This window comes from Rothia sp. BD8 (genome assembly GCF_044878465.1).
In the GTDB taxonomy this organism is placed as follows: domain Bacteria; phylum Actinomycetota; class Actinomycetes; order Actinomycetales; family Micrococcaceae; genus Rothia; species Rothia kristinae.
Genome location: NZ_JANJES010000002.1, coordinates 276673 through 297829, shown reverse-complemented (window position 1 = coordinate 297829; position 21157 = coordinate 276673). Strand labels below are relative to the sequence as shown.

Sequence of the window (21157 nt, the reverse complement as noted above, 5' to 3'; positions counted from 1 at the left end):
GCTCCGCCCCGCGCCCCGCCGGCGCGGCCCCCGGCCCCCCCCCCCCCGGGCCCCCCGGCCCCCCCCGCCCCGGGGGGGGGGCGGCCGCCCCTCGTCTCCGTCCCCTGTGCGCGGGGGGGGGTCAGCTGCTGACGATGATCCGCCCGTTCTTGACCTGCGCGGTGAACTCGGGCAGCGGCTTCTGGGCGGGCCCGGCCTGCACGGAGCCGTCTTCGATGGAGAACACGGAGTGGTGGCACGGGCAGGTCAGCTGGGCGCCGTCGGCGTTCACGGTGCAGCCCTGGTGCGGGCACACGGTGGAGAACGCCTTGAACTCGCCCTTGCTCGGCTGGGTCAGCAGCACGGTCGTGCCGTCCTTCGCCTTCTGCACGGACCCGCCCTCCGAGACCTCGTCGGTGCCGGCGAGGTCCAGGGGCTCGGCGATGGTCTCCGCATCCGTCGCGGAGTCCTTGCCGTCACCGCAGGCGGCCAGCAGCACGGCGGCCCCGGCCGCGGCCCCGGCACCGGCCAGGGCCCGACGCCGCGTGGTCGTGCGGACTCCTCCGTCGGATCCGCAGGCGGGGGCTGAATCGGTGTGGCCGCAGGCGCAGCCGGGGGCGGCCTCCGCGCGGGCGGCGTTCTCGGCGGCGTCCTCGGGGCGGGGGCGGGGGTTCTCGGCGGGCATGGCAGGGGCCTTCCTCATCGTCGCTGGGTCATCGCGGTCGCTGTGTGTGCGGCGCGGCGCCCCGGGGACGGTGCGGAAGGCCCCGTGCGGAATCCTCGCGGGAGCCGGTGCCTCAGATCCGGTCGAAGGCGCCCACCCGGTCCAGGTAGCGGGTGATGCCGCCGTTGAAGAAGGGCCAGTTGGCGCCGAGGATCATGGCCAGGTCGATGTCCGCCCGATCCGGGACCACGCCTTCCTCCAGCATACGAGTGATCTCCCGGGCCAGGGCTTCTTCGGCGTCCGTGCGGATCGTCTCAGCGTCCTTCCCCTCGCCCTCGGCCTCGATCAGCTCCTGGGCCTGCGGGGTCAGCCCGCCGGAGCGGTCCGCGATGGGCCGGATCTTCGACTCGGCGAGCCGGCGGAAGTTGCCCGAGACGTGGAAGCGCTCACCCTGGTAGGTGCGCAGGGACTCCAGCAGGTGCACCCCGATGGGCAGGCCGACCAGGTCGATCAGGGTGAAGGCGTCCATGGGCAGGCCCAGGGACCGCAGGGCCTCGGAGATCCGCTGCGCCGGGGCGCCTTCGTCCAGGTCCCGGCCCACCTCGGAGAGCACCACGCCCAGGATGCGGTTGACGATGAACCCGGAGGAGTCCCGGGCGCCCACGGCCACCTTGCCCAGGCGCTGGGCCAGGTCGAAGGCGGTGGCCACGGCCTGATCGTCGGTGTGCTCGGTGCGCACGATCTCCACCAGCGGCATCACGGCCACCGGGTTGAAGAAGTGGAAGCCGATGACCCGCTCCGGGTGCGCCAGGTCCTCGACCATCTCCGAGACCAGCAGGGAGGAGGTGTTGGTGGCCAGGATGCAGTCCTCGCCCACGCTGCGCTCCAGGTTCGCGAAGACCTCCTTCTTCACGGAGGTCTCCTCGAACACGGCCTCAATCACCAGGTCGCAGTCGGCGTAATCGGACGTGTCCACCGTGCCGGAGACCAGCTCGCCCAGCTGCCCGGCCTGCTCCTCGCTGAGCCGGCCCTTGGCCACGAGCTTGTCCAGCTCCCCGCGGATGGTCTCCAGGCCGTGATCCACCCGGGAGCGCTCCACATCGGAGATCATCACCGGAACCTGCAGGCGGGTCAGGAACAGCAGGGCCAGCTGCGAGGCCATCAGCCCCGCGCCGACGACGCCGACCCGGCCGATCCGCCGCGGCTCGGTGCTCGGGGGCACCATCGAGGGGTGCTTGGCCCGGTGGGTGACCAGATCCAGCATCGCGTACAGGGCCGAGGGCAGCTGATCCCGGGCCACCAGCTCGCCCATCGCCTCGATCTGCGCGGCCCGGGAGTCCGCGCGGGTCTGCTGGGGCCCGGCCGCGAACAGCTCCAGGGCGGTGTTCGCCGCATCCGAGGCGCCGGCGGTCTTGCGGGCCACCACCTGGCGGGCCCGGGTCACGGCCTGCTCCCAGCGTTCGCGCAGCGCGGGGTCATCCTGCGCGCCGGTGTCCGCGGCGAACAGGGCGGCGTCGGGATCGACGGCCTCCGGGCGGTGCACCTCGGTGCGCCCGGTCACCACCTCGCCGAACCAGGCCAGGGCCTCGGGGCGGGCGGCATCGTCGTCGGCGCCGGCCTCGGTCAGGGCGTCGAGGATCCCGGCCTCGCGGGCCTGCTCCGATGTCAGGGTGCGGTTGCTGTTCAGCGGGTTCTCGAAGATCACGGTCACCGCCTGCTCCGGGCCGATCAGGCGGGGCAGATCGAAGATCCCGGCCCAGCCGGGGAACAGGCCCAGGCGGATCTCGGGCAGGCCGATGTTGCGGGTTCCGGGGTGCCCGATCCGGTAGTCCGCGGCCAGGGCCAGCTCCAGGCCGCCGCCCAGGGCGGTGCCGGTGACCCGGGCGAGGGTCGGCACGGACAGCTCGCGGATCGCCTCGACGAACTCGTGGCCCATGGACCCGATCATCTCCAGGGGCGCGTCGGTTCCGCGCAGATCGCGCACCAGGGACAGGTCCACCCCGGCGGCGAAGGTCGGGGCGGTGCCCTCGATCATGACGGCCTGCACCCGGCCCTCCTCGGCCAGCTCCCGGACCTCGCTGACCGCCTCCAGCAGGGCGTCGATGGATCGCGGCCCGAGGGTCTCCGGGCGCTTGTCGGCGTCGTTGTGCAGGGTCAGGACGGCGACCTTGCCGTCCGTTCCGGGCAGATCCAGGATCTCCCGGCGCACCTGGGTGACGACCTCGTCGCCGCAGTGCTCGGTCAGGGGGGTGTGGTCCGTGGTGGGGGTGGTGGACACGGGGCATCCTCTCGTTGTGTCGGATTCCCCACCAGCCTAGCTGTAAGACGCGTCACGAGGTAATCGGTACGGGCGGTATCGCATGACGCCGCGGATGGGCCCCGCGGAGGCCGATCCGCCTTAGGCCGGGGTGTCCGCCCAGACCTCGGCCAGCGGCGCCGCGCACAGCTGGATCTGCCACGGCCGGGCCCCCAGCTGCTCGAGCTGCGCCCCCAGCTGGCCGGGATCCTCCTGGGCGTGGTCCCAGCACAGCCGCCGCAGGTGATCCGGGGTCAGCAGGTTCTCCACCGGGGTGCCGGTCTGCTCGGCCAGCTCCGCCAGGCGGGCACGGGAGGCGGTGAGCAGGGCGAGGGAGCGGGGCCGCTTGGGCTCCCAGGCCTTGATCGGCGGCGGGGTGTCCGAGGGCACCGTCATCGGCACCGGGTCCGGATCCTGGGCGGCCTCCCGGATCGCGCTCACCCAGCGCACGGCTTCGCGCTTGATCAGCTTGGTGTGGAAGCCGGGGATCTGCACCAGCGCGGGCACCGAGCGTGGCATGGCCTTGGCCCCCGCGATCAGCACCGAATCCTTCATCAGGCGCTTGGGGGCGATGTCCTTGGCCTCGGCCAGCTTCTCCCGCTCCGTCCACAGGTTGCGCAGGGCGGTGAGCTGACGGCGGGTGCGCAGCTGACGCAGCCCCTTGGTCCGGCGCCACGGATCCTTCGCCGGGGCCGGGTGGGCGGCCTGCTCGATCTCGTGGGCGAACTCCTGGCGGGCCCACTCCAGCTTGCCCTGGGTATCAAGCTGCGCGATGACGGCCTCGCGCAGATCCGCCAGCAGCTCCACATCCAGGGCGGCGTAGACCAGCCAGGACTCCGGCAGGGGGCGGGTGGACCAATCCGCGGCCGAGTGCTCCTTGGCCAGGTGGTAGCCCAGCAGATCCTCCGTCATCGCCCCCAGCCCCACATGCGCGTAACCGAGCAGGCGCCCGGCCAGCTCCGTGTCGAACAGCGCATCCGGGGCCATCCCGACCTGGCGCAGACTCGGCAGATCCTGGGTCGCGGCGTGGATGATCCACTCGACCCCGCGCAGGGCCTCCTGCAGCGGGAGGAGATCCGGGAAGGCCTCCGGATCCACGAGCAGGATGGGGGAGTCCCCGCGCTTGAGCTGGACGAGGAAGGGGCGCTGACCGTAGCGGATGCCGGAAGCCCGCTCCGTGTCGATGGCCACCGGACCGGTGGCCTCCGTCAGCATCCGGGCGGCGCGGGCCAGCCCCTCGGGGGTGTCGATGACCCGCGGCACCCCGTCGTGCGGGCTGTCGAGGGGAACCACCTCCGGGATGCTCAGGGTGGGATCCAGACCCAGCTGCCCGGGATCGGGGGTCGCGGGGGAGGAGGCGGAGGGGACGGAGGCGGTGGCTTCGCTCATGACCATCCCAGTGTAGGTGCCCCCGCGCGCCAGCGCGTGGGGATCAGGCCTGCTCCGGGGTGAAGTCCAGGCTCACCGAGTTCATGCAGTAGCGCAGATCCGTCGGCGTGCCCAGACCCTCGCCCTCGAAGACGTGACCCAGGTGAGAATCGCAGGCCGCGCAGCGCACCTCGATCCGCTCCATCCCCAGGGAGGAGTCCCGGATGTAGCGGACCCGGTCCTCGGCCAGGGGCGCGAAGAAGGAGGGCCAGCCGCAGCGGGCGTCGAACTTGGTCTGGGCGGAGAACAGCTGCGCCCCGCAGGCCCGGCACGAATAGGTTCCGGGCGAGAACTCGTCCCAGTAGCGGCCCGTGAAGGGACGTTCGGTGCCGGCCTCGCGCAGCACAGCGTACTCCTCGGGGGAGAGGATCTCCCGCCAGTCCGCCTCCGTGCGCCGCCCGGGATCACCCAGCGGCCCGGGGGCCCGACGGTCGAAGGGGCTGTTCTGCTGGTTCTGCTGCTCAGTCATCCACATGTCCTGTGCCCCAGTACAGGTGCAGCACGGGCACCCCCAGGGTCTTCTCCGCGGTGTTGGACCAGCCGATGTTGAACGTGTCCTGCACCGGGTGCGGATCCGTGATGATCAGCGCCTGGGTGGCGCCATCCCGGATCTCCTCGGCCATGGCCTCCACCGGGTCGCCCGTGCTGGTGCGTCCCGAGGCGGTCAGTCCCGCGCCGCGCAGCACCTCGAGGGAGGTATCCAGGATCTCCTGGGCCTCGGCCTCCAGGGTCTGCGGGCCCTTCTCCGAGGAGGAGAACACGTCCGCGGCCTCACTGAACTGCAACAGCGTGAGACGGTCCAGGAATTCCATCCACTGCGGCTGGCGCAGCTGGGCCGGGACCAGCAGGCGCACCGTCGGGGCGGGGCGTCCCGGATCCGCGTCCCCGCGCGGGTCGGCCGCCGCGCCGCCCGCGATGCGGATGTTCTCGATCTCCTGCTCGCCGAGGGTCTTCTCGGTCACCACCAGTACTGTGCTCATGGGCACAGCCTACCGATCTCCCCGCGGGATCGGCGATGATGGGGGAGTCCGCGCCCGCGTCCCCGGCGGGCGGGAGAGGAGAGCCATGACGAGCACCGCGTCGACCCCGCACACCGGCCTGCGCCGAGCCCTGGGCTCCCGGTCCTGGCGGGCCGGCCTGCGCACCGGCCTGATCGCCGGTGGCGCCCTGACGGGTCTCGGCGCCACCGCCGCGGCCGGCATCGCCGGCTACTACGCCCGCATGGCCGTGACCCCGCCGACGCCGACCAGCAGCGAGGTGCTGCCGATCCTCGGCGTCGGCTTCGACACCCCCGACCCGGAGGAGGGCAGAACACCCACCAGCGTCACGCTGCCGGCGAACGCGGAGACCCTGGTCCCCGGGCGGTACCAGATCTCCTTCGACGGCGGGCGCTCGCAGGCCCGTCTCGGGGAGATCTTCTCCTACTCGCCCAAGCTGGGCACGGTGGTGCGGGCCGTGGAGCACGTGGAGTCGGGGGATCTCGGGGCGGCGAAGAAGGTCCGCTGGTCCGGGGCCATCTGGCGGGATCCGGCCGACGCCGGGTACCCGTTCGAGGAGGTGACCCTGGACCTGCCGGTCGGGGAGGCCCCGGCCTGGCTGGTCCCCGCCCCCGCCGGCTCCTCCGGGCAGACCTGGGCGATCATGGTGCACGGGCGCGGGGCCAGCCGTCAGGAGACCCTGCGTGCTCTGGCCACCACCCAGCGGCTGGGCCTGACCAGCCTGCACGTGACCTACCGCAACGACTCCGACGCCCCGGCCTCCGCCGACGGCCGCTACGGCCTGGGCTTCACGGAGTGGCAGGACGTGCAGGTGGCCGTCGAATACGCCCTGGCCCACGGGGCCCGGGACCTCGTGCTGTTCGGCTGGTCCATGGGCGGGGCGATCGCGCTGCAGACCGCGGACAAGTCCCCGGACGCCGAGCGGATCCGGGCGCTGGTCCTGGACGGGCCGGTGGTGGACTGGTTCGAGCTGATCCGCTTCCACACCCGGCAGTACCGCCTGCCCCTGCGCCTGGGCCAGCTGGTGGCCGATCTGCTCAGCGCCCAGCGGGCCACCCTCATGACGGGGCTGGACCACCCCATCCGGCTGACGGATCTGGACTGGATCACCCGCAGCGCCGAGCTGCGCGTGCCGACGCTGATCCTGCACTCCGTGGACGACGAGTATGTGCCGGCTTCGGCGTCGATGGAGCTGGCCGAGCGCAGCCCGCGGGTCACGCTCGTGCCGTTCCAGAAGGCCCGGCACACCAAGGAGTGGAACGTGGACCCGGCCCGCTGGGAGGCCGCCGTCCTGGAGTGGCTGCCGGCCCAGCTGGGGTGAGGGGCGCGGCTCAGCCCTGGGCGATGGGCGCGTAGCGCCCGCCGGTGACCGCCAGCAGGTCCGCCGGGGCCAGCTCAACGTCGAAGCCGCGCTTGCCCCCGGAGACCAGCACGGTCTCGAAGGCCTGGGCCCCTGAGTCCAGCAGCACCGTGACCGGGGTCTTCTGGCCCAGCGGCGAGATCCCGCCGACCACGTATCCGCTGCGCTTCTGCGCCACCGCCGGATCCGCCATGCTCGCGGACTTCCAGCCCATCGCCGCCGCGGCCGCCTTCATGTCCAGCTTCCCCGCCACGGGCACCACCCCGAGGGCGAACTGGCCGTCGTGGGTGATCATCAGGGTCTTGTACACCTGGCCCGGGTCCCGGCCCAGCTTGGCCGCGGCCTCCGCGCCGAAGCCCGCGCCCTCCTCGTGCTCGTAGGGCAGCTCGGTGAACGCCACCCCCGCCTCGGTCAGGGCGCGCACCGCCGCCGTCGCCCCGTGCTGTTGCTTCTTCTTGGCCATGGGAACCGCTGCCTTTCTCCCGGAATCGGGGACGATGCTCTGGATGCGCAGTGCCGGGCCCGGACCGATCCCGCGGGAACGGGTCCGGTCCGGACGCCGTCGGCACCACTGTAGGCACGGGCAGGGGATAGACTCGGCGTGGCGATCCGCACACCCGCGGCGCGCCCGCCCCTATCCGCAGCTATCCCCCGTCCCCCGAGGAGTCCGGTGCCTGAGACCGTCCACCTGACCGACCGCCGCCCCCGCGTCTCCGCCGAGCAGCTTCTGGAGGGCTTCCGGCCCTCCGAGCGCTTCGGCGAGGTCTCCTTCGACACCTACATCCCGGACCCCGACCAGCCCTCGCAGGCCGCCGCGGTCCAGGCCCTGCGCGACTTCGCCCGCGGCGTCGGCCGCGGCGGCGGTGGGGGCGGGGGGCTGTTCGGGAAGCTGTTCGGGCGCGGCGGCAAGGGTGCGGCCGGCAAGGCCGGGATCTACCTGGACGGCGGCTTCGGCGTCGGCAAGACCCACCTGCTGGCCTCCCTGTTCCACGCCGTGCCGGGGCCCGCGGCCTTCGGCACCTTCGTGGAGTACACCAACCTGGTGGGGGCCCTGACCTTCCGCAAGACCGTCGAGGCGCTCAGCGGCTACACCCTGGTGTGCATCGACGAGTTCGAGCTGGACGACCCCGGGGACACCGTCCTGATGTCCCGGCTGATGCGGGAGCTGTCCGACGCCGGGGTGAAGCTGGCCGCGACCTCCAACACCCTGCCCGGATCCCTCGGGGAGGGCCGCTTCGCCGCCGCGGACTTCCAGCGGGAGATCCAGGTGCTGGCGGACCAGTTCGAGGTCATCCGCATCGACGGCGAGGACTACCGGCACCGCGGCCTGCCCGAAGCGCCCCAGCCGGTGGAGGCAGCCGGGTTCGACGACGCCGTCGCCGCGGCCTTCGAGCCGGAGCAGACGGTGGCCGTGGACGACTTCTCCGCCCTGATCGAGCACCTGTCCCAGGTCCATCCCAGCCGCTACCGGCAGATGATCGACGGGCTGGATGGGATCGCCTGGCGCGGGGTGCAGACCATCACGGCCCAGGCGGTGGCCCTGCGCTTCGTGGTCCTGGCCGATCGCCTCTACGACAAGGACCTGCCGATCGTCTCATCCGGGGTGCCCTTCGACCGGGTCTTCACCGAGGAGATGATGGCCGGGGGCTACCAGAAGAAGTACTACCGGGCGGTCTCCCGCCTCACGGCGCTGGCCCGCGAGGGCGGCACCCCCGGGACCGCTTGAGCGGCTCGGGTCGGATCCGTGGCCTGGCTGGTGCTGCCCGCCGTGCTGGTGGGCACCGTGCTGCAGCGCATCTGCGGCACCGGGGTGGGCCTGCTGGTCGCCCCCGTGTTCGCGCTGCTGCTGGGCGGGGCGGACGGGGTGCTGCTGACGAACATGACCACCTTCGTCTCCGCGACGATGCTGACCGTGGCGATGCGCCGGGAGGCGGACTGGGCCACCTGGGCCCGCCTGTTTGCGTGGTCCCTGGTGGGCACGGTGCCCGGGGCGCTGCTGGTCCGAGCCCTGCCGGCCGCCGTGCTCCAGGTGGTGGTCGGCGGGGTCGTGCTGCTGGCGATGGCGGTGATCCTCACCTCGGCGGCCCCGCGCAGGAGGCGCGGCCCCGGGGCGGGGGTCGCCGCTGGAATCGCGGCGGGGCTGCTCAACGTCACCGCCGGGGTGGCGGCCCCCGCCGTCGTGCTGTTCGCGCGGATCACCGGCTGGGATCAGCGGGCCTACGCCGCGACCACGCAGCCGCTGTTCATGAGCCTGGCCGTGACCTCCGTGGGGGCGAAGCTGCTCCTCGGGGCGGCCCACCCGGCGCATCTGCCCTCCGCGTGGCTGTTCCTCGGGATCGCCGCGGCCGTCCTGGTCGGGCTGCCGCTGGGCGCCCGGCTGGGCAGGGTCATCGCGGCGTCGGCGGCGCGCACGCTGTCCCTGCTGCTGGCCGGGGCCGGTGCCGTGCTGGCCGTGGTCCGGGGCGTGGCGGGCCTGATCTGAGGCGGACGCCGGAGCAGCACGGGCAACTCGTGAGGGGTGGCCACGCGAGGAGTGCGCCGGGGGAGGCCAGCGGGCGCGGAGACGGAGAAAGCCCCGGATCCTGGAGGGGATCCGGGGCTTTCTCCTTGAAACGTGCGCGATACTGGGATCGAACCAGTGACCTCTTCCGTGTCAGGGAAGCGCGCTACCGCTGCGCCAATCGCGCGAGAAGCATGAACAGCGTCATGATCTGCGAGGTGAGGACGGGATTCGAACCCGCGTACACGGCTTTGCAGGCCGCTGCCTAACCACTCGACCACCTCACCATCGTCCGGTCGGGGACTTAGGGGTCCGTGCTCCACGCGAAGCGGAGCGGTATCCGAGCGGTTGACGAGACTTGAACTCGCGACATCCACCTTGGCAAGGTGGTGCTCTACCAACTGAGCTACAACCGCATGTCTGCCTGCCGCTCATATTCGTGCGGCTCGCCGTCCTCCGGGGGAGTCCGTCGCGCTGACAGGTGAATACTCTACACACCCGGCGCGGAGATGCAAAATCGAGGCCCCGGCGCCGGTCGAACCCCGCGTCCGCCCCGGAATTCCGCGGATCGCGCCGCCTCGACGGGCCGCGGTCAGGGGCCCTGACCGCCGACGCCTCACTGTGGGATACGCCATGTGAAGAAGGGGATCTCCGGATTTGCGGGCCCTCGACCCGGTGTGTATAGTTCTGGGAGTGCCGAGCGCGATTGGCGCAGTGGTAGCGCGCTTCGTTCACACCGAAGAGGTCGCTGGTTCGAACCCAGCATCGCGCACGAACAGGCTCCCCGCCGGAGCCGCGAAGGCCCCCGCCGGAACCGATTCCGGCGGGGGCCTTTTCCGTTCACGCTGCCCGGCGTCGCGCCCGGTGCGTGCCGCGCCATCCGGCGGCGACCCTTCCGTCCCCTGCCCAGGAGCACCCCTTCCATGACCCAGCCCCGGCTCGCCACGCAGACCGAGCACGGTCGCATGTACGCCCGCGCGGACGGCGGCGAGCCCGAGGTCCCCTCGATCACCACGGTCATCGGCCAGCAGGCCACGGACCTGGGCGGCTGGCACGGGTACATGGCGGCCAAGGCCGTGCTGGAGGATGACCGGGCACTGCGCGCCGGGCGCTCGGCGGGGCTGCGCCACGCCGTCATCCGCGACGCCGCCCTGGCCGCCGAGCGCTACCGGGACCAGGCCGCCGCCCGCGGGGATCGCGTGCACGCCTACTGCGAGGCCGTCGCCCTGCGGGCCATGGGCCGGGAGCACGACGTCGACGGCGCCCGGGAGGCGCTGATGCTGCATCAGGAGACCGCCTGGGCTGATCGCTTCGACGAATGGTGGGAGGCCTACCGCCCGGAGCCGCTGGCCCCGGAGATCACCGTGTGGAACCGGACCGTCGGCTACGCCGGGACCCTGGATCTGGTCGCCCGGATCGGCGGGCGGGTGTGCATCATCGATTACAAGACCAAGGGCACCGACCGCAAGGGCCGCGTCAAGCCCCTGGACGAGAAGGTCATCATGCAGCTGGTGGCCGGGGTCAAGGCCGAGGAGTCCCTGGTGGATCCCGCCGCCGGCACCTGGGAGCCGTGGGCCTACGGCGACGCGCCGGTGCTGCTGGGGGTGGCCCTGGGGGAGACCGAGGTCCGGGCCCAGCAGGCCAACCCGGAGCTGCTGCGCCACCACTGGCGCTCCTTCTGCGCGCTGCGCCGCGTGTGGCAGCACCACCACGAGCTCGCCCAACTGACCCGCGAGGCCGCCCTGCCGCCGCTGATGGCCGTCGTGCCCCCGCCGCGCCGGGAGCCCGCCGCGACGCCGTCACCCGAGACCGCCGATCCCACGACCACCAGGAGGGCCTCATGACCATCCTCCCCGTGCGCACCATCGGAGATCCCGTGCTGCGCACCGCCTGCCGCCCCGTCGGGACCCCCGACGCCGAGCTGGCCAAGCTCATCGAGGACATGCTCGAGACCATGTTCGACGTCGGCGGGGTCGGCCTGGCCGCCCCGCAGGTCGGCGTGGAGCTGCGCTTGTTCGTCTGGGGCCTGGAGGGCCCGGGCGGTCCCGTCGGGCACGTGCTGAACCCCGTCCTGGAGGTCTCCGAGGACCCCCAGGAGGGTGGGGAGGGCTGCCTGTCCGTGCCGGGGCTGTCCGCCGAGACCCCGCGGGCCCGCTGGGCGCGGGTCACCGGCACCGACGTGCACGGGCGACCCGTGGACGTGGCCGGGGAGGGACTGCTGGCCCGGTGCCTGCAGCACGAGACCGACCACCTGGACGGCACCCTGTACGTGGATCGGGTGCGCGGGGAGGACCGCCGCCGGATCATGCGCCAGCTGCGGGACCGGGACTTCTGGAACCGCTCCCAGGCGGTCACCGGCCAGCGCTCCGGCCGGGTCTCCTCCACCTTCGGGGCCGGGGCCTCCGTCGCACCCGGCGCCTCCTTCGGGGGTGGCCGCTGATGCGCGTGCTCTACGCCGGAACCCCGGCCACTGCCGTCGCCCCCCTGGAGGCCCTGCTGGCCGATGCCACCGGGCGGATCGAGGTCGTGGGGGTGCTCACCCGGGAGGATGCCCCGGTGGGGCGCAAGCGCGTGCTCACCCCATCCCCGGTGGCCGCCCGCGCCGAGGAGCTGGGCCTGCCGGTGATCCGGGCCAACCGCTACGACGACGCCGCGCACGCCGCGGTGACCGCCCTGGCCCCCGAGGCCGCGGCCGTGGTCGCCTACGGGGCGATCCTGCCTGAGCGCGCCCTGGAGGCCGTGCCGAAGGGGTGGATCAACCTGCACTACTCGGACCTGCCGCGCTGGCGCGGGGCCGCCCCGGTGCAGCGGGCCCTGATGGCCGGGGAGCGGGAGCTGACCGCCTGCACCTTCCGGATCGAGCGGGGCCTGGACACCGGTCCCGTCTACCACCGCCTCACCGAGCCGGTGGGCCCGGAGGACGACGCCGGGACCATGCTCGAGCGGCTCTCCGCGGCGGGCGGGCCGCTGCTGGCGCGCACCCTCGGGGAGATCGCCGAGGGCACCGACCGCCCCACCCCGCAGGAGGGGGAGCCCATCACCGCGGCCAAGCTCACCGCCGAGCAGGCCCGCATCGACTGGCAGGCCCCGGCCGAGCAGGTGGCCGCCCTGGTGCGCGGCACCACCCCGGAGCCCGGGGCGTGGACCACGCTGGAGGGACAGCGGGTCAAGGTCGCGGGACTCGTGCCTGTCGGCGCCTCGTCGGGGCACCGCCCCGGCACCGTGCGCCTGGAGGGCCGGGACGTGCTGGTCAGCGCCGGGGACGGGGATCTGCGGCTGGGCAGGATCCAGCCCGCGGGCAGGAAGATGATGGCCGCGCCCGACTGGGCGCGCGGATCCGCACGGCTGGATGAGGGGAGCGTGGAGTTCGCATGAGTGCACAGCAGGGCCGCGGACGCGGCGGGAACGCGGGCTCCGGGCCCGGACGCGGTGGGCAGGCCCGCCCGGGGGAGCGGCGCAACGCCAAGGGGCGCCAGCGCCACCGCGGGGCAGGCCCGCAGCGGGACTTCTCCCGCACCGCCCCCAGCCAGCGGCGTCGCACCGGGGACCCGGCGCGCCTGGTCGCCTTCGAGACCCTGCAGGCCGTGCAGACCGAGGACGCCTACGCCAACCTCGTGCTGCCCCGGGCCATCCGGCGCCACCGCTTGGATCAGCGCGACGCCGCCTGGGCCACGGAGCTGACCTACGGCACCCTGCGCGAGCAGGGGCTCTACGATGCGATCCTCTCCCGGTGCGTGGACCGGCCCCTGGCGCGCCTGGACGCGAAGGTGCTGACCGTGCTGCGCCTGGGCGCCCACCAGCTGCTGGGCATGCGCACCGCCGCCCACGCCGCGATCAACGAGACCGTGGGTCTGACCCGCGCCGTCGTCGGGGCGGGCCCGGCCGGGATGGTCAACGCCGCGCTGCGCCGGGTCAGCGAGAGGACCCGGGAGCAGTGGCTCACCGAGCTGACCGCGGATCTCACGGATGAGACCCGCCGGCTGGCCCTGGAGCGGTCCCACCCGGTGTGGATCGTGCGGGCCCTGCGCCAGGCCCTGGCCGCCCACGGCCGGGTGCCCACCGAGATCGAGCAGCTGCTGGCCGCGGACAACGCGGCCCCCGTGGTGCACCTGGTGGCCCTGCCCGGGCTGGGGTCCCTGGAGGAGGCCGAGCGCAGCGGCGCCGAGGCGAGCACCCTGGTGCCGGGGGCCGCGACCTACCGGCACGGGGACATCGGCCGCCTGGAGACCGTGCGGGAGGGGACTGTGCGCGCCCAGGACGTCGGCTCCCAGCTGGTGGCCCGCGCCCTGGCCGCCGCACCCCTGGAGGGGGAGGACGGGCGCTGGCTGGACCTGTGCGCCGGTCCCGGCGGGAAGGCCGCGCTGCTGGGGGCCCTGGCCCAGCAGCGCGGCGCGGAGCTGGTGGCCAACGAGTCGGCCCCGCACCGGGCCGAGCTGGTGCGCACCTCCCTGCGGCCCCTGGACCCCGCCCGGTATGCGGTGCTGACCGGGGACGGGCGGCGGATCCGGGAGACCCTGGCCGATGCCGAGCAGCTGCCGGAGCAGACCTCCCTGGCCGTGGAGGCCTTCGGGGAGTCCGGGGAGATCTTCGACCGCGTGCTCGTGGACGCCCCGTGCACCGGCTTGGGGGCGCTGCGTCGTCGTCCCGAGGCGCGCTGGCGCAAGCAGCCCGCGGACGTGGCCGAGCTGCTGGAGCTGCAGACCCAGCTGGGCCGGGCCGCGATCGAGGTGACCCGCCCCGGCGGAGTCATCGCCTACGTGACCTGCTCCCCGCACGCCGCGGAGACGCAGAACGTGCTGGCGGACCTGCTGGAGACCGGGCAGGTGCAGCTGCTGGACACCGCGGCGATCACCCGCGACGCGGCCCTGCCGCACGCCCTGGACGGGGAGAAGGACCCGGGGCTCACGGCCCCGGACCTCGCCCCGGCCGAGGGTCAGGACCGGGCCTCCACGGTGCAGCTGTGGCCGCACGTGCACGGCACGGACGCGATGTTCCTGGCGCTGCTGCGCCGCATCTGATCAACGGCGGCTGCTGCGCCGCGTCTGATCGGGCGGTTGCTGCGCCGGAGCTGAGGCCGACCCGCCCGACCTGGAAGAATGGGCCGGGCATCGACGACCCGAGGAGCACCCGCCGTGACCCACCTGCGCATCCACCCCTCCATCCTCTCCGCGGACTTCGCCCGGCTGGGTGAGGAGCTGGCCGCGATCTCCACCGCCGACGCCGCGCACATCGACGTCATGGACAACCACTTCGTCCCGAACCTCACGTGGGGTCCGCCGGTGGTGCAGCGGCTGCGGGAGGTCTCCCCGGTGCCCTTCGACGTGCACCTGATGATCGAGGACGCGGACCGCTGGGCCCCGCGCTACGCGGAGATCGGCTGCGAGTCCGTGACCTTCCACGCCGAGGCCGCGATCGCCCCGATCAAGCTGGCCCGGCAGCTGCGTTCGAACGGGGCGCAGGCCGGGATGGCCCTGCGACCGGCCACGCCGGTGGAGCCGTACCTGGATCTGCTGGCCGGCGGGGAGCTGGACCTGCTGCTGGTGATGACCGTGGAGCCGGGCTTCGGCGGGCAGGCCTTCCTGGAGGTGACCCTGCCGAAGATCCGCCGGGCGGCGCAGGCCCTGCTCGGCTCGCAGGTTCCGGTGGCCCTGCAGGTGGACGGCGGGATCACGGAGGAGACCATCGCGCGGGCCGCCGAGGCCGGGGCGGACGTGTTCGTCGCCGGCTCCGCGGTCTACGGCGCGCAGGATCCGGCGGAGGCCATCGCAGCGCTCAGGCGATCCGCCGCCCGCTCATGACCTGCTCCAGGCTCAGCGGGGGATGCCCGGTGAGCCGTTCGACGTCGTCGGTGACCTCCGCGAGCTCACCCGCGGCGATCGCGATGTAGGTGGAGATCCAGGCCTCCAGCTCCCACTCCGGGGCTCCGTATCCGGCGCGGGAGGCCCGGGCCTGCTCGAGGGTCTCATCCTGAAACCGGTAGTCCTCACCCGTGGCCTCGGACATGATCCGGGCCGCCTCGGTCATGGTCAGCGCCTCCGGGCCGGTGAGCGTGTAGGCGCGGTCCTCGTGGGCGCCCGGATCGGCGAGCACCGCGGCGGCGGCGTCGATGACGTCCGTGCGGGCCACCGCCGCGACCCGCCCGGTCCCGGCGGGCCCCCGGATCACCCGGTCCTGCCCGGCGAAGTCCTCGAACACGTCCAGGTAGAAGTTGTCCCGCAGGAACGTGTGGCGCATGCCGGTGGCCCGGATCGCGGCCTCGGTGATCCCGTGGGTGCGGGCGAAGGTGAAGGTGGCCTCCGGGCCCGGGTGGGCGAAGGACAGGTAGACCAGGTGGCGCACCCCGGCGGCGGAGGCGGCCGCGACGGCGTCGATCTGCTGCTCGTCCCGGTGCGCGGCCTCGGTGATCGAGACCATGAACACGGTGTCCAGCCCGGTCATGGCCTCGCGCAGACCTGCCGGGTCGGCGAAGTCCCCGCGGGCGGCCTCCAGCAGACCCTCGGAGTCCTCCACCCGCTGCCGCACGGCCTCGGGGCGGCGCACCAGCAGGCGGTGGGGGATCCCGCGCTCCTGCAGCAGGCGGGAGACCCCGCCGCCGATCAGTCCCGTGGCCCCGGTGATGCCCACGCGCACCGGCTGGGCGTCGGGGTGCTCCTGGGAATCCTGGTGGTCGGCGGCGGCTTTGCGGGCGGAATCGGCGGGGTGATGGCTCATGGATGCTCCTCGGGATCGACGGTGAGGTGGCGGTCTCTTGGGTGCAACGGTGCGGTGCGACGGATTGTTTCCTCGGGTGTCCGCGGATGATGCCGCATCGTGGCCTGCGGCACGCCTTTCGGGAGGGTGTGGCATAGTGGGTGGCGCAATCGTGCTCCGGGGGTCGGTGAAACTCCGAACCGGCGGTAGAGTCCGCGAACCGGGACGGCCCTGAGATCAGGGGCCATCCCGACCGATCCGGTGGAATTCCGGAACCGACAGTCACAGTCTGGATGAAGGTGCACGAGCCCACCGCGACCCGTTGAACGGGGTGCGCGCGGGGTGTCGCCGTCGTCCCGTCCAGGGGCGTCCGCCGACGCACCCGGCGCAAGACCCGCCAGCTCGGCGCGCGTGTGTTCTCCCCGGGGCCTCCGCGGTCCTCGAGAAGGAGAGAACATGGACTTCCTGCGGTGGCTCTTCGACGCCCAGCTCACCATCGGCGGTGGGTTCATCCTGTGGCGCGAAGTGATCGGCAACCTCTTCGGCCTGGCCTCGGCCCTGGGCGGCATGCGCCGGAAGGTCTGGGCCTGGCCGGTGGGCATCATCGGCAACCTGCTGCTGTTCACGGTGTTCCTCGGCGCCGTGTTCGGCTCCCCGAATCCCGTGAACATCCTCGGCCAGGCCGGGCGCCAGGTCATGTTCATCATCGTCTCCGTCTACGGCTGGTGGCAGTGGCGGGCAGCCCGCGGGCAGGACGGCGCCGCCGTCACCCCGCGCTGGGCCAGCACCCGGGAGCGGGTGCTGCTGGTGGTCCTGCTCTTCGGCGGCACCGCCGCCCTGACCCCGGTGTTCCGGGCCCTGGGCTCCTACGAGCCGGTCTGGTCCGACGCCTGGATCTTCGTCGGCTCCCTGCTGGCCACCTGGGGCATGGCCCGCGGCTGGGTGGAGTTCTGGCTGATCTGGGTGGCCGTGGACGTGGTCGGGGTGCCCCTGCTGTTCTCCGCCGGGTACTACGCCTCCGGGCTGATGTACCTCTTCTACGGCTGCTTCACCCTCACCGGCTTCTTCGTCTGGTGGCGCACCCGACGTCGTGCAGACCGGGTGCGAGTTGAGACCCGCTTCCCGGACCCCACCGTGGAGGTGGCCGGCGGCGCAGCCGAGACCCCCGCCGAGTCCTCCACCGAGCGCCGATGAGCCCGGCACCGAACGCCCGTGCCGGGAGCGGGCGATCGTCCGGGTCGAGCGCGGAGGAGCGGCTGATGGGCCTCGCCCTGGCCGAGGCCGCCCGCGGACCTCGTGGGGCCAATCCGCTGGTCGGGGCGGTGCTCGCGGATCGGGACGGCACCGTGCTGGCTGTGGGCCACCACCGCGGGGCCGGCACCGCCCACGCCGAGCCGGACGCGCTGGCCGCGGCTCGGCGCGCCGGAACCGACCCGCGCGGGGCGACCCTGTGCGTGACGCTGGAGCCGTGCGATCACACCGGGCGCACCGGCCCGTGCACCGAGGCGATCCTCGCCGCCGGTGTCACCCGGGTGATCATCGGCGCCCCGGATCCCACCGGGGACGGCGCCGGGGGAGCGGCCCGCCTGTGTGCGGCCGGCGTCGAGGTGATCACCGGGGTGCTGCCCGAGCAGGCGCGGGAGCTGAACCACCGCTGGACCCGCGCCCGCGCCGAGGACCGTCCCTTCGTGACCGCCAAGACCGCGAGCACCGCCGACGGCTTCGTCGCCGCGGCCGATGGGACCAGCCGGTGGATCACCGGGCCCGAGGCCCGCGCCCACGCCCACCGGCTGCGCGCCCGGGTGGACGCGGTGCTGGTGGGCACCGGCACCGCCCTGGCCGATGACCCCCGGCTCACCGCCCGGGACGAGACGGGCGCGTCCCTGGCGCATCAGCCGCTGCGGGCGGTCATGGGACGCCGCACCCTGCCGGACACCGCCGCCCTCACCCGCGACGGCGGAGCCCTGCGCCTGGACACCCGCGACCCGGTCGAGGCCCTGCGGCGGCTGCGCGAGCGCGGCGTCGAGCACGTGCTGCTGGAAGGCGGGCCCACCCTGCTCACCGCCTTCCTCGCCGCGGACCTCGTGGACGAGCTGTGGTGGTACCGCGCGCCCCTGCTCCTCGGGGAAGGCGCCCCCGCCATCGGCCCGCTGGGCGTGGGCGGGCTGGGCGAGGCCCGGCGCTGGCGCACCGACCGCACCGGACCCGGCATCTCCGACGCCGCGCGCGGCGTCGAGATCCTCGGCCCCGACGTGCTCACCCGCTGCGAACCTCAGCCCCGGCCCGCGCCCTGACCACCCCTCACCCACCTGAGACCCCCACCCCTCGAGAACGGGCGCGCCGCCGACGACGCGCCGGAGAGGACCCCATGTTCACCGGAATCATCGACCACCTCGGCACCGTCGAGACCCTGGAGCGCACCGGCGACGCCGCCCGGCTGCGCCTCCGCGCCGGAGACCTCATCCGCGACCTGCCGCACGGCGGCTCCCTGGCCGTGGACGGCGTGTGCCTGACCGCCGTGCCCGACCCCGGAGCCGGCGAGGGCGTCTTCCTCGCCGACGTCATGGGCGAGACGCTGCAGCGCACCACCATCGGCCGCCTCGCCCCGGGAGATGCGGTCAACCTGGAACGCTGCCTGCCGGCCGGCGGGCGCTTCGACGGGCACATCGTGCAGGGCCACGTGGACGGCACCGGGAGCGTCATGGCGATCACCGAGCACCCCGCCTGGACCGTGCTGCGCATCGGCATCCCCGAGCGTCTGGCCCCGCAGCTGGCGGAGAAGGGCTCGATCGCCGTCGCCGGGGTCTCCCTGACCGTGACCCGCACCAGCCCCGCCGGCACCACCCCCGCCTGGTTCGAGGTCGGCCTGATCCCCGCGACCCGCACCGCCACGACCCTCGGGGGCGTGCGCATCGGGGATGCGGTGAACCTGGAGACCGACGCCGTGGCCAAGTACCTGCTGCGCTCGCGGGAGTTCGAGCGGGCGCTGCTGGGAGCCGACAGCGCCCCCGAGGACGACACCCCCGCGGCGGACGCACCGGACCGCCCCGTCGCCTCGGGGTCGGCCGCCGCACCGCACCGCGCCCCCGCGGCGATCGACCCCGACGCCGCCGCCGAGCCGGTGCGCCTGGACCGGGTCCAGGAGGCCCTGTCCGCCCTGCGCACCGGCGGGCTCGTCGTCGTGGTGGATGATGAGGACCGGGAGAACGAGGGCGACCTGATCGGGGCGGCCGCGACCCTGGATGCGGCGGGGCTGGGCTTCATGATCCGGCACACCTCCGGGGTGGTCTGCGCCCCGATGAGTACCGCGCGGGCCGACGCCCTGGGGCTGCCGCCGATGCTCGTGCGCAACGAAGACCCCAAGGGCACCGCCTACACCGTCACCTGCGACGCCGCCGCCGGGATCACCACCGGGATCAGCGCCGCGGACCGGACCCGCACCCTGCGGGTGCTCGCCGACCCCGCGAGCACCCCCGCGGACCTCACCCGCCCGGGGCACGTGTTGCCGCTGCGGGCCGTGGACGGCGGGGTCCGGGACCGTCCCGGGCACACCGAGGCCGCGGTGGAGCTGATGCGCCTGGCCGGGCTGCCCGAGGTCGCAGCGATCGCCGAGGTGGTGCACGAGGACGGCTCGATGCGCCGCAGCCCGGACCTGCGGGCCTTCGCCGATGAGCACGGACTGCCGATGATCTCCATCGAGCAGCTGATCGCCCACCTCGACGCCGCCCCGACCGCGCCTCCCGCGCCCGAGCCGGTGCTGGTGCCCACCGAGCACGGACTGTTCGCGGTGCGCGCCTGGCCCGGGGCGGGCGGGGTGGAGCACCTGTCCGCCACCGCCGTGCACCCGGACGGCACACCCCGCACTGGCCCGGGCGCCCCGCTGGTGCGTCTGCACTCGGAGTGCCTGACCGGGGACGTGCTGGGCTCGCTGCGCTGCGACTGCGGACCCCAGCTGCGCCAGGGGCTGGCGATGCTCGCCGCACGCGGCGGCACCCTGGTCTACCTGCGCGGGCATGAGGGCCGCGGCATCGGCCTGGGGGAGAAGCTGCGGGCCTACGCCCTGCAGGACGCGGGCCTGGACACCGTGGAGGCCAACCTGGCCCTGGGCCACCCGGCCGATGCCCGCACCTGGGAGGAGGCCGCCGCGATCCTGCGGGCCCTGGGCCTGCACACCGGGATCCGGCTGGTGACCAACAACCCCGCCAAGGCCGACGGGCTGCGCGCCGCCGGCATCCCGGTGCGCGAGCTGGTGCCGGATGAGATCCCCCCGCAGGAGCACAGCGCCCGCTACCTGCGCACCAAGAAGGAGCGCATGGGCCACCTGCTGGACCTGACCATGACGACCGAGAGGACACCCCGATGAGCGGACACGGAGCACCCCGACGCGACCCGAACACCCCGAGAGATCCCCGCGCGCGCACCCTGCGCGTCGGGATCGTCGCGGCCAGCTGGCACGAGGAGGTCATGGGCGGCCTGCTGGCCGGGGCCCGCCGCACCCTGGCCGAGGCCGGAGTCCCCGAGCCCACCGTGGTCCGGGTGCCCGGCTCCTTCGAGCTGTCGGTGGTCGCCGCCCGGCTGGCCCGCACCCACGACGCCGTCGTCGCCCTGGGGGTGGTCATCCGCGGCGGCACCCCGCACTTCGACTACGTCTGCTCCGCGGCCACGGACGGGCTGACCCGGGTGGCCCTGGAGACCGGAACCCCCGTGGGCTTCGGCCTGCTGACCTGCGATGACGAGGAGCAGGCCCGGGACCGGGCCGGGCTGGAGGGCTCCCGGGAGGACAAGGGCGCGGAGGCCGCCGACGCCGCGGTGCGCACCGCCCTGGTCCTGGCCGACCTGGACTGAGCCCGCCCGGATCCCTCGCGGCCCCTCCGGAGGGGTCCCGGCCCCGCCCGATGGGTGAGACGCTTCAGCCTGCGGTCCGCGCACCCGGTGCGCGGGCCGGTAGGCTGGGGGACCGTGAAGGATTTCGAGACGCTCTACGCCGAACTGGCCGAGAAGGCCGCCACCCGCCCCGAGGGCTCCCGCACCGTCGCCGAGCTGGACTCCGGGGTGCACGGCATCGGGAAGAAGATCGTCGAGGAGGCCGCCGAGGTGTGGCTGGCCGCCGAGTACCAGTCGGATGCGGAGCTGGCCGAGGAGGCGTCCCAGCTGATCTACCACCTGCAGGTCATGCTCATCGCCCGCGGGCTGAGCCCCGCCGACGTCTACCGCTACCTCTGATCCCGCCCCTCCCGGAAGG

General features: G+C 73.8%; 20 protein-coding genes, 4 tRNA genes and 1 riboswitch. Of the genes, 14 read left to right on the top strand and 10 right to left on the bottom strand.

Annotated features, from left to right (window positions below):
* Positions 1–121 precede the first annotated feature (121 nt).
* From NQ707_RS02990 to NQ707_RS02970, 5 genes are all read right to left on the bottom strand, one after another.
* On the bottom strand, positions 122–664 hold the full coding sequence (locus NQ707_RS02990; RefSeq protein ID WP_404434685.1) for a Rieske (2Fe-2S) protein: 543 nt from the start codon (positions 662–664) through the stop codon (positions 122–124).
* Positions 665–776: 112 nt separating this feature from the next.
* Positions 777–2921, bottom strand: coding sequence for a 3-hydroxyacyl-CoA dehydrogenase NAD-binding domain-containing protein (locus NQ707_RS02985; protein WP_404434683.1), 2145 nt, complete (start codon positions 2919–2921; stop codon positions 777–779).
* Between the two features lie 120 nt (positions 2922–3041).
* Positions 3042–4328, bottom strand: a complete 1287-nt coding sequence (locus NQ707_RS02980; RefSeq protein WP_099049727.1) for an HRDC domain-containing protein — start codon at positions 4326–4328, stop codon at positions 3042–3044.
* Between the two features lie 43 nt (positions 4329–4371).
* Complete coding sequence (gene msrB / locus NQ707_RS02975) at positions 4372–4836, bottom strand: peptide-methionine (R)-S-oxide reductase MsrB (protein ID WP_081101580.1); 465 nt, start codon at positions 4834–4836, stop codon at positions 4372–4374.
* Positions 4829–5347, bottom strand: coding sequence for a hypothetical protein (locus NQ707_RS02970; RefSeq protein WP_100514587.1), 519 nt, complete (start codon positions 5345–5347; stop codon positions 4829–4831). The genes msrB and NQ707_RS02970 overlap by 8 nt, the downstream gene beginning before the upstream one ends.
* Before the next feature lie 85 nt (positions 5348–5432).
* Here NQ707_RS02970 and NQ707_RS02965 point away from each other — a divergent pair, with 85 nt between their 5' ends.
* Positions 5433–6686 carry an alpha/beta fold hydrolase gene (locus NQ707_RS02965; RefSeq protein ID WP_358293735.1) on the top strand — a complete coding sequence of 418 codons (1254 nt, stop codon included), beginning with the start codon at positions 5433–5435 and terminating at the stop codon, positions 6684–6686.
* Positions 6687–6696: 10 nt separating this feature from the next.
* On the opposite strand, the gene ybaK is transcribed toward NQ707_RS02965, so the two are convergent.
* The gene (gene ybaK / locus NQ707_RS02960) at positions 6697–7188 is read right to left on the bottom strand and encodes a Cys-tRNA(Pro) deacylase (RefSeq protein ID WP_058731812.1); all 492 of its coding nucleotides are present in this window, start codon (positions 7186–7188) and stop codon (positions 6697–6699) included.
* A gap of 207 nt (positions 7189–7395) precedes the next feature.
* Here ybaK and zapE point away from each other — a divergent pair, with 207 nt between their 5' ends.
* Together zapE and NQ707_RS02950 are read left to right on the top strand one after the other, a co-directional pair.
* Positions 7396–8451 carry a cell division protein ZapE gene (gene zapE, locus NQ707_RS02955; protein ID WP_058743680.1) on the top strand — a complete coding sequence of 352 codons (1056 nt, stop codon included), beginning with the start codon at positions 7396–7398 and terminating at the stop codon, positions 8449–8451.
* An 18-nt stretch (positions 8452–8469) separates the two neighbouring features.
* Complete coding sequence (locus NQ707_RS02950) at positions 8470–9207, top strand: TSUP family transporter (protein WP_058730315.1); 738 nt, start codon at positions 8470–8472, stop codon at positions 9205–9207.
* A 133-nt stretch (positions 9208–9340) separates the two neighbouring features.
* Here NQ707_RS02950 and NQ707_RS02945 read toward each other — a convergent pair.
* From NQ707_RS02945 to NQ707_RS02935, 3 genes are all read right to left on the bottom strand, one after another.
* A tRNA-Val gene (locus tag NQ707_RS02945) sits at positions 9341–9412 on the bottom strand.
* 29 nt (positions 9413–9441) lie between these two features.
* Positions 9442–9512: transfer RNA gene (locus tag NQ707_RS02940), tRNA-Cys, on the bottom strand.
* 56 nt (positions 9513–9568) lie between these two features.
* Positions 9569–9641: transfer RNA gene (locus tag NQ707_RS02935), tRNA-Gly, on the bottom strand.
* A 284-nt stretch (positions 9642–9925) separates the two neighbouring features.
* Here NQ707_RS02935 and NQ707_RS02930 point away from each other — a divergent pair.
* The 6 genes from NQ707_RS02930 (at position 9926) to rpe (ending at position 15023) form a co-directional block, all read left to right on the top strand.
* A tRNA-Val gene (locus NQ707_RS02930) sits at positions 9926–9997 on the top strand.
* Positions 9998–10148: 151 nt separating this feature from the next.
* The gene (locus NQ707_RS02925; protein ID WP_058730314.1) at positions 10149–11069 is read left to right on the top strand and encodes a PD-(D/E)XK nuclease family protein; all 921 of its coding nucleotides are present in this window, start codon (positions 10149–10151) and stop codon (positions 11067–11069) included.
* The gene (def, locus tag NQ707_RS02920; protein WP_100463579.1) at positions 11066–11665 is read left to right on the top strand and encodes a peptide deformylase; all 600 of its coding nucleotides are present in this window, start codon (positions 11066–11068) and stop codon (positions 11663–11665) included. The genes NQ707_RS02925 and def overlap by 4 nt, the downstream gene beginning before the upstream one ends.
* Positions 11665–12600: a methionyl-tRNA formyltransferase gene (gene fmt, locus NQ707_RS02915; protein ID WP_058730312.1), complete on the top strand. Its 936-nt coding sequence runs from the start codon at positions 11665–11667 to the stop codon at positions 12598–12600. The genes def and fmt overlap by 1 nt, the downstream gene beginning before the upstream one ends.
* Positions 12597–14243: an RsmB/NOP family class I SAM-dependent RNA methyltransferase gene (locus NQ707_RS02910; protein WP_058730311.1), complete on the top strand. Its 1647-nt coding sequence runs from the start codon at positions 12597–12599 to the stop codon at positions 14241–14243. Before fmt ends, NQ707_RS02910 begins: the two co-directional genes overlap by 4 nt.
* 78 nt (positions 14244–14321) lie before the next feature.
* Complete coding sequence (rpe, locus tag NQ707_RS02905; protein ID WP_064725244.1) at positions 14322–15023, top strand: ribulose-phosphate 3-epimerase; 702 nt, start codon at positions 14322–14324, stop codon at positions 15021–15023.
* On the opposite strand, the gene NQ707_RS02900 is transcribed toward rpe, so the two are convergent.
* Positions 14998–15936, bottom strand: a complete 939-nt coding sequence (locus tag NQ707_RS02900) for an SDR family oxidoreductase (protein WP_404434675.1) — start codon at positions 15934–15936, stop codon at positions 14998–15000. The genes rpe and NQ707_RS02900 overlap by 26 nt on opposite strands.
* 148 nt (positions 15937–16084) lie before the next feature.
* Positions 16085–16223: riboswitch (FMN riboswitch) on the top strand.
* Positions 16224–16371: 148 nt separating this feature from the next.
* On the opposite strand from NQ707_RS02900, the gene pnuC reads away from it, so the two are divergent.
* The 5 genes from pnuC to NQ707_RS02875 all read left to right on the top strand — a co-directional run bounded on the left by pnuC (position 16372) and on the right by NQ707_RS02875 (position 21138).
* The gene (gene pnuC, locus NQ707_RS02895; protein ID WP_058730309.1) at positions 16372–17109 is read left to right on the top strand and encodes a nicotinamide riboside transporter PnuC; all 738 of its coding nucleotides are present in this window, start codon (positions 16372–16374) and stop codon (positions 17107–17109) included.
* Complete coding sequence (gene ribD, locus NQ707_RS02890; RefSeq protein ID WP_263619084.1) at positions 17106–18209, top strand: bifunctional diaminohydroxyphosphoribosylaminopyrimidine deaminase/5-amino-6-(5-phosphoribosylamino)uracil reductase RibD; 1104 nt, start codon at positions 17106–17108, stop codon at positions 18207–18209. The genes pnuC and ribD overlap by 4 nt, the downstream gene beginning before the upstream one ends.
* Positions 18210–18283: 74 nt before the next feature.
* Positions 18284–20278, top strand: a complete 1995-nt coding sequence (gene ribB, locus NQ707_RS02885) for a 3,4-dihydroxy-2-butanone-4-phosphate synthase (RefSeq protein WP_404434672.1) — start codon at positions 18284–18286, stop codon at positions 20276–20278.
* Positions 20275–20760, top strand: a complete 486-nt coding sequence (ribH, locus tag NQ707_RS02880) for a 6,7-dimethyl-8-ribityllumazine synthase (protein WP_058730307.1) — start codon at positions 20275–20277, stop codon at positions 20758–20760. The genes ribB and ribH overlap by 4 nt, the downstream gene beginning before the upstream one ends.
* Positions 20761–20874: 114 nt before the next feature.
* Positions 20875–21138, top strand: coding sequence for a phosphoribosyl-ATP diphosphatase (locus tag NQ707_RS02875; protein WP_058730306.1), 264 nt, complete (start codon positions 20875–20877; stop codon positions 21136–21138).
* Positions 21139–21157: the final 19 nt, after the last annotated feature.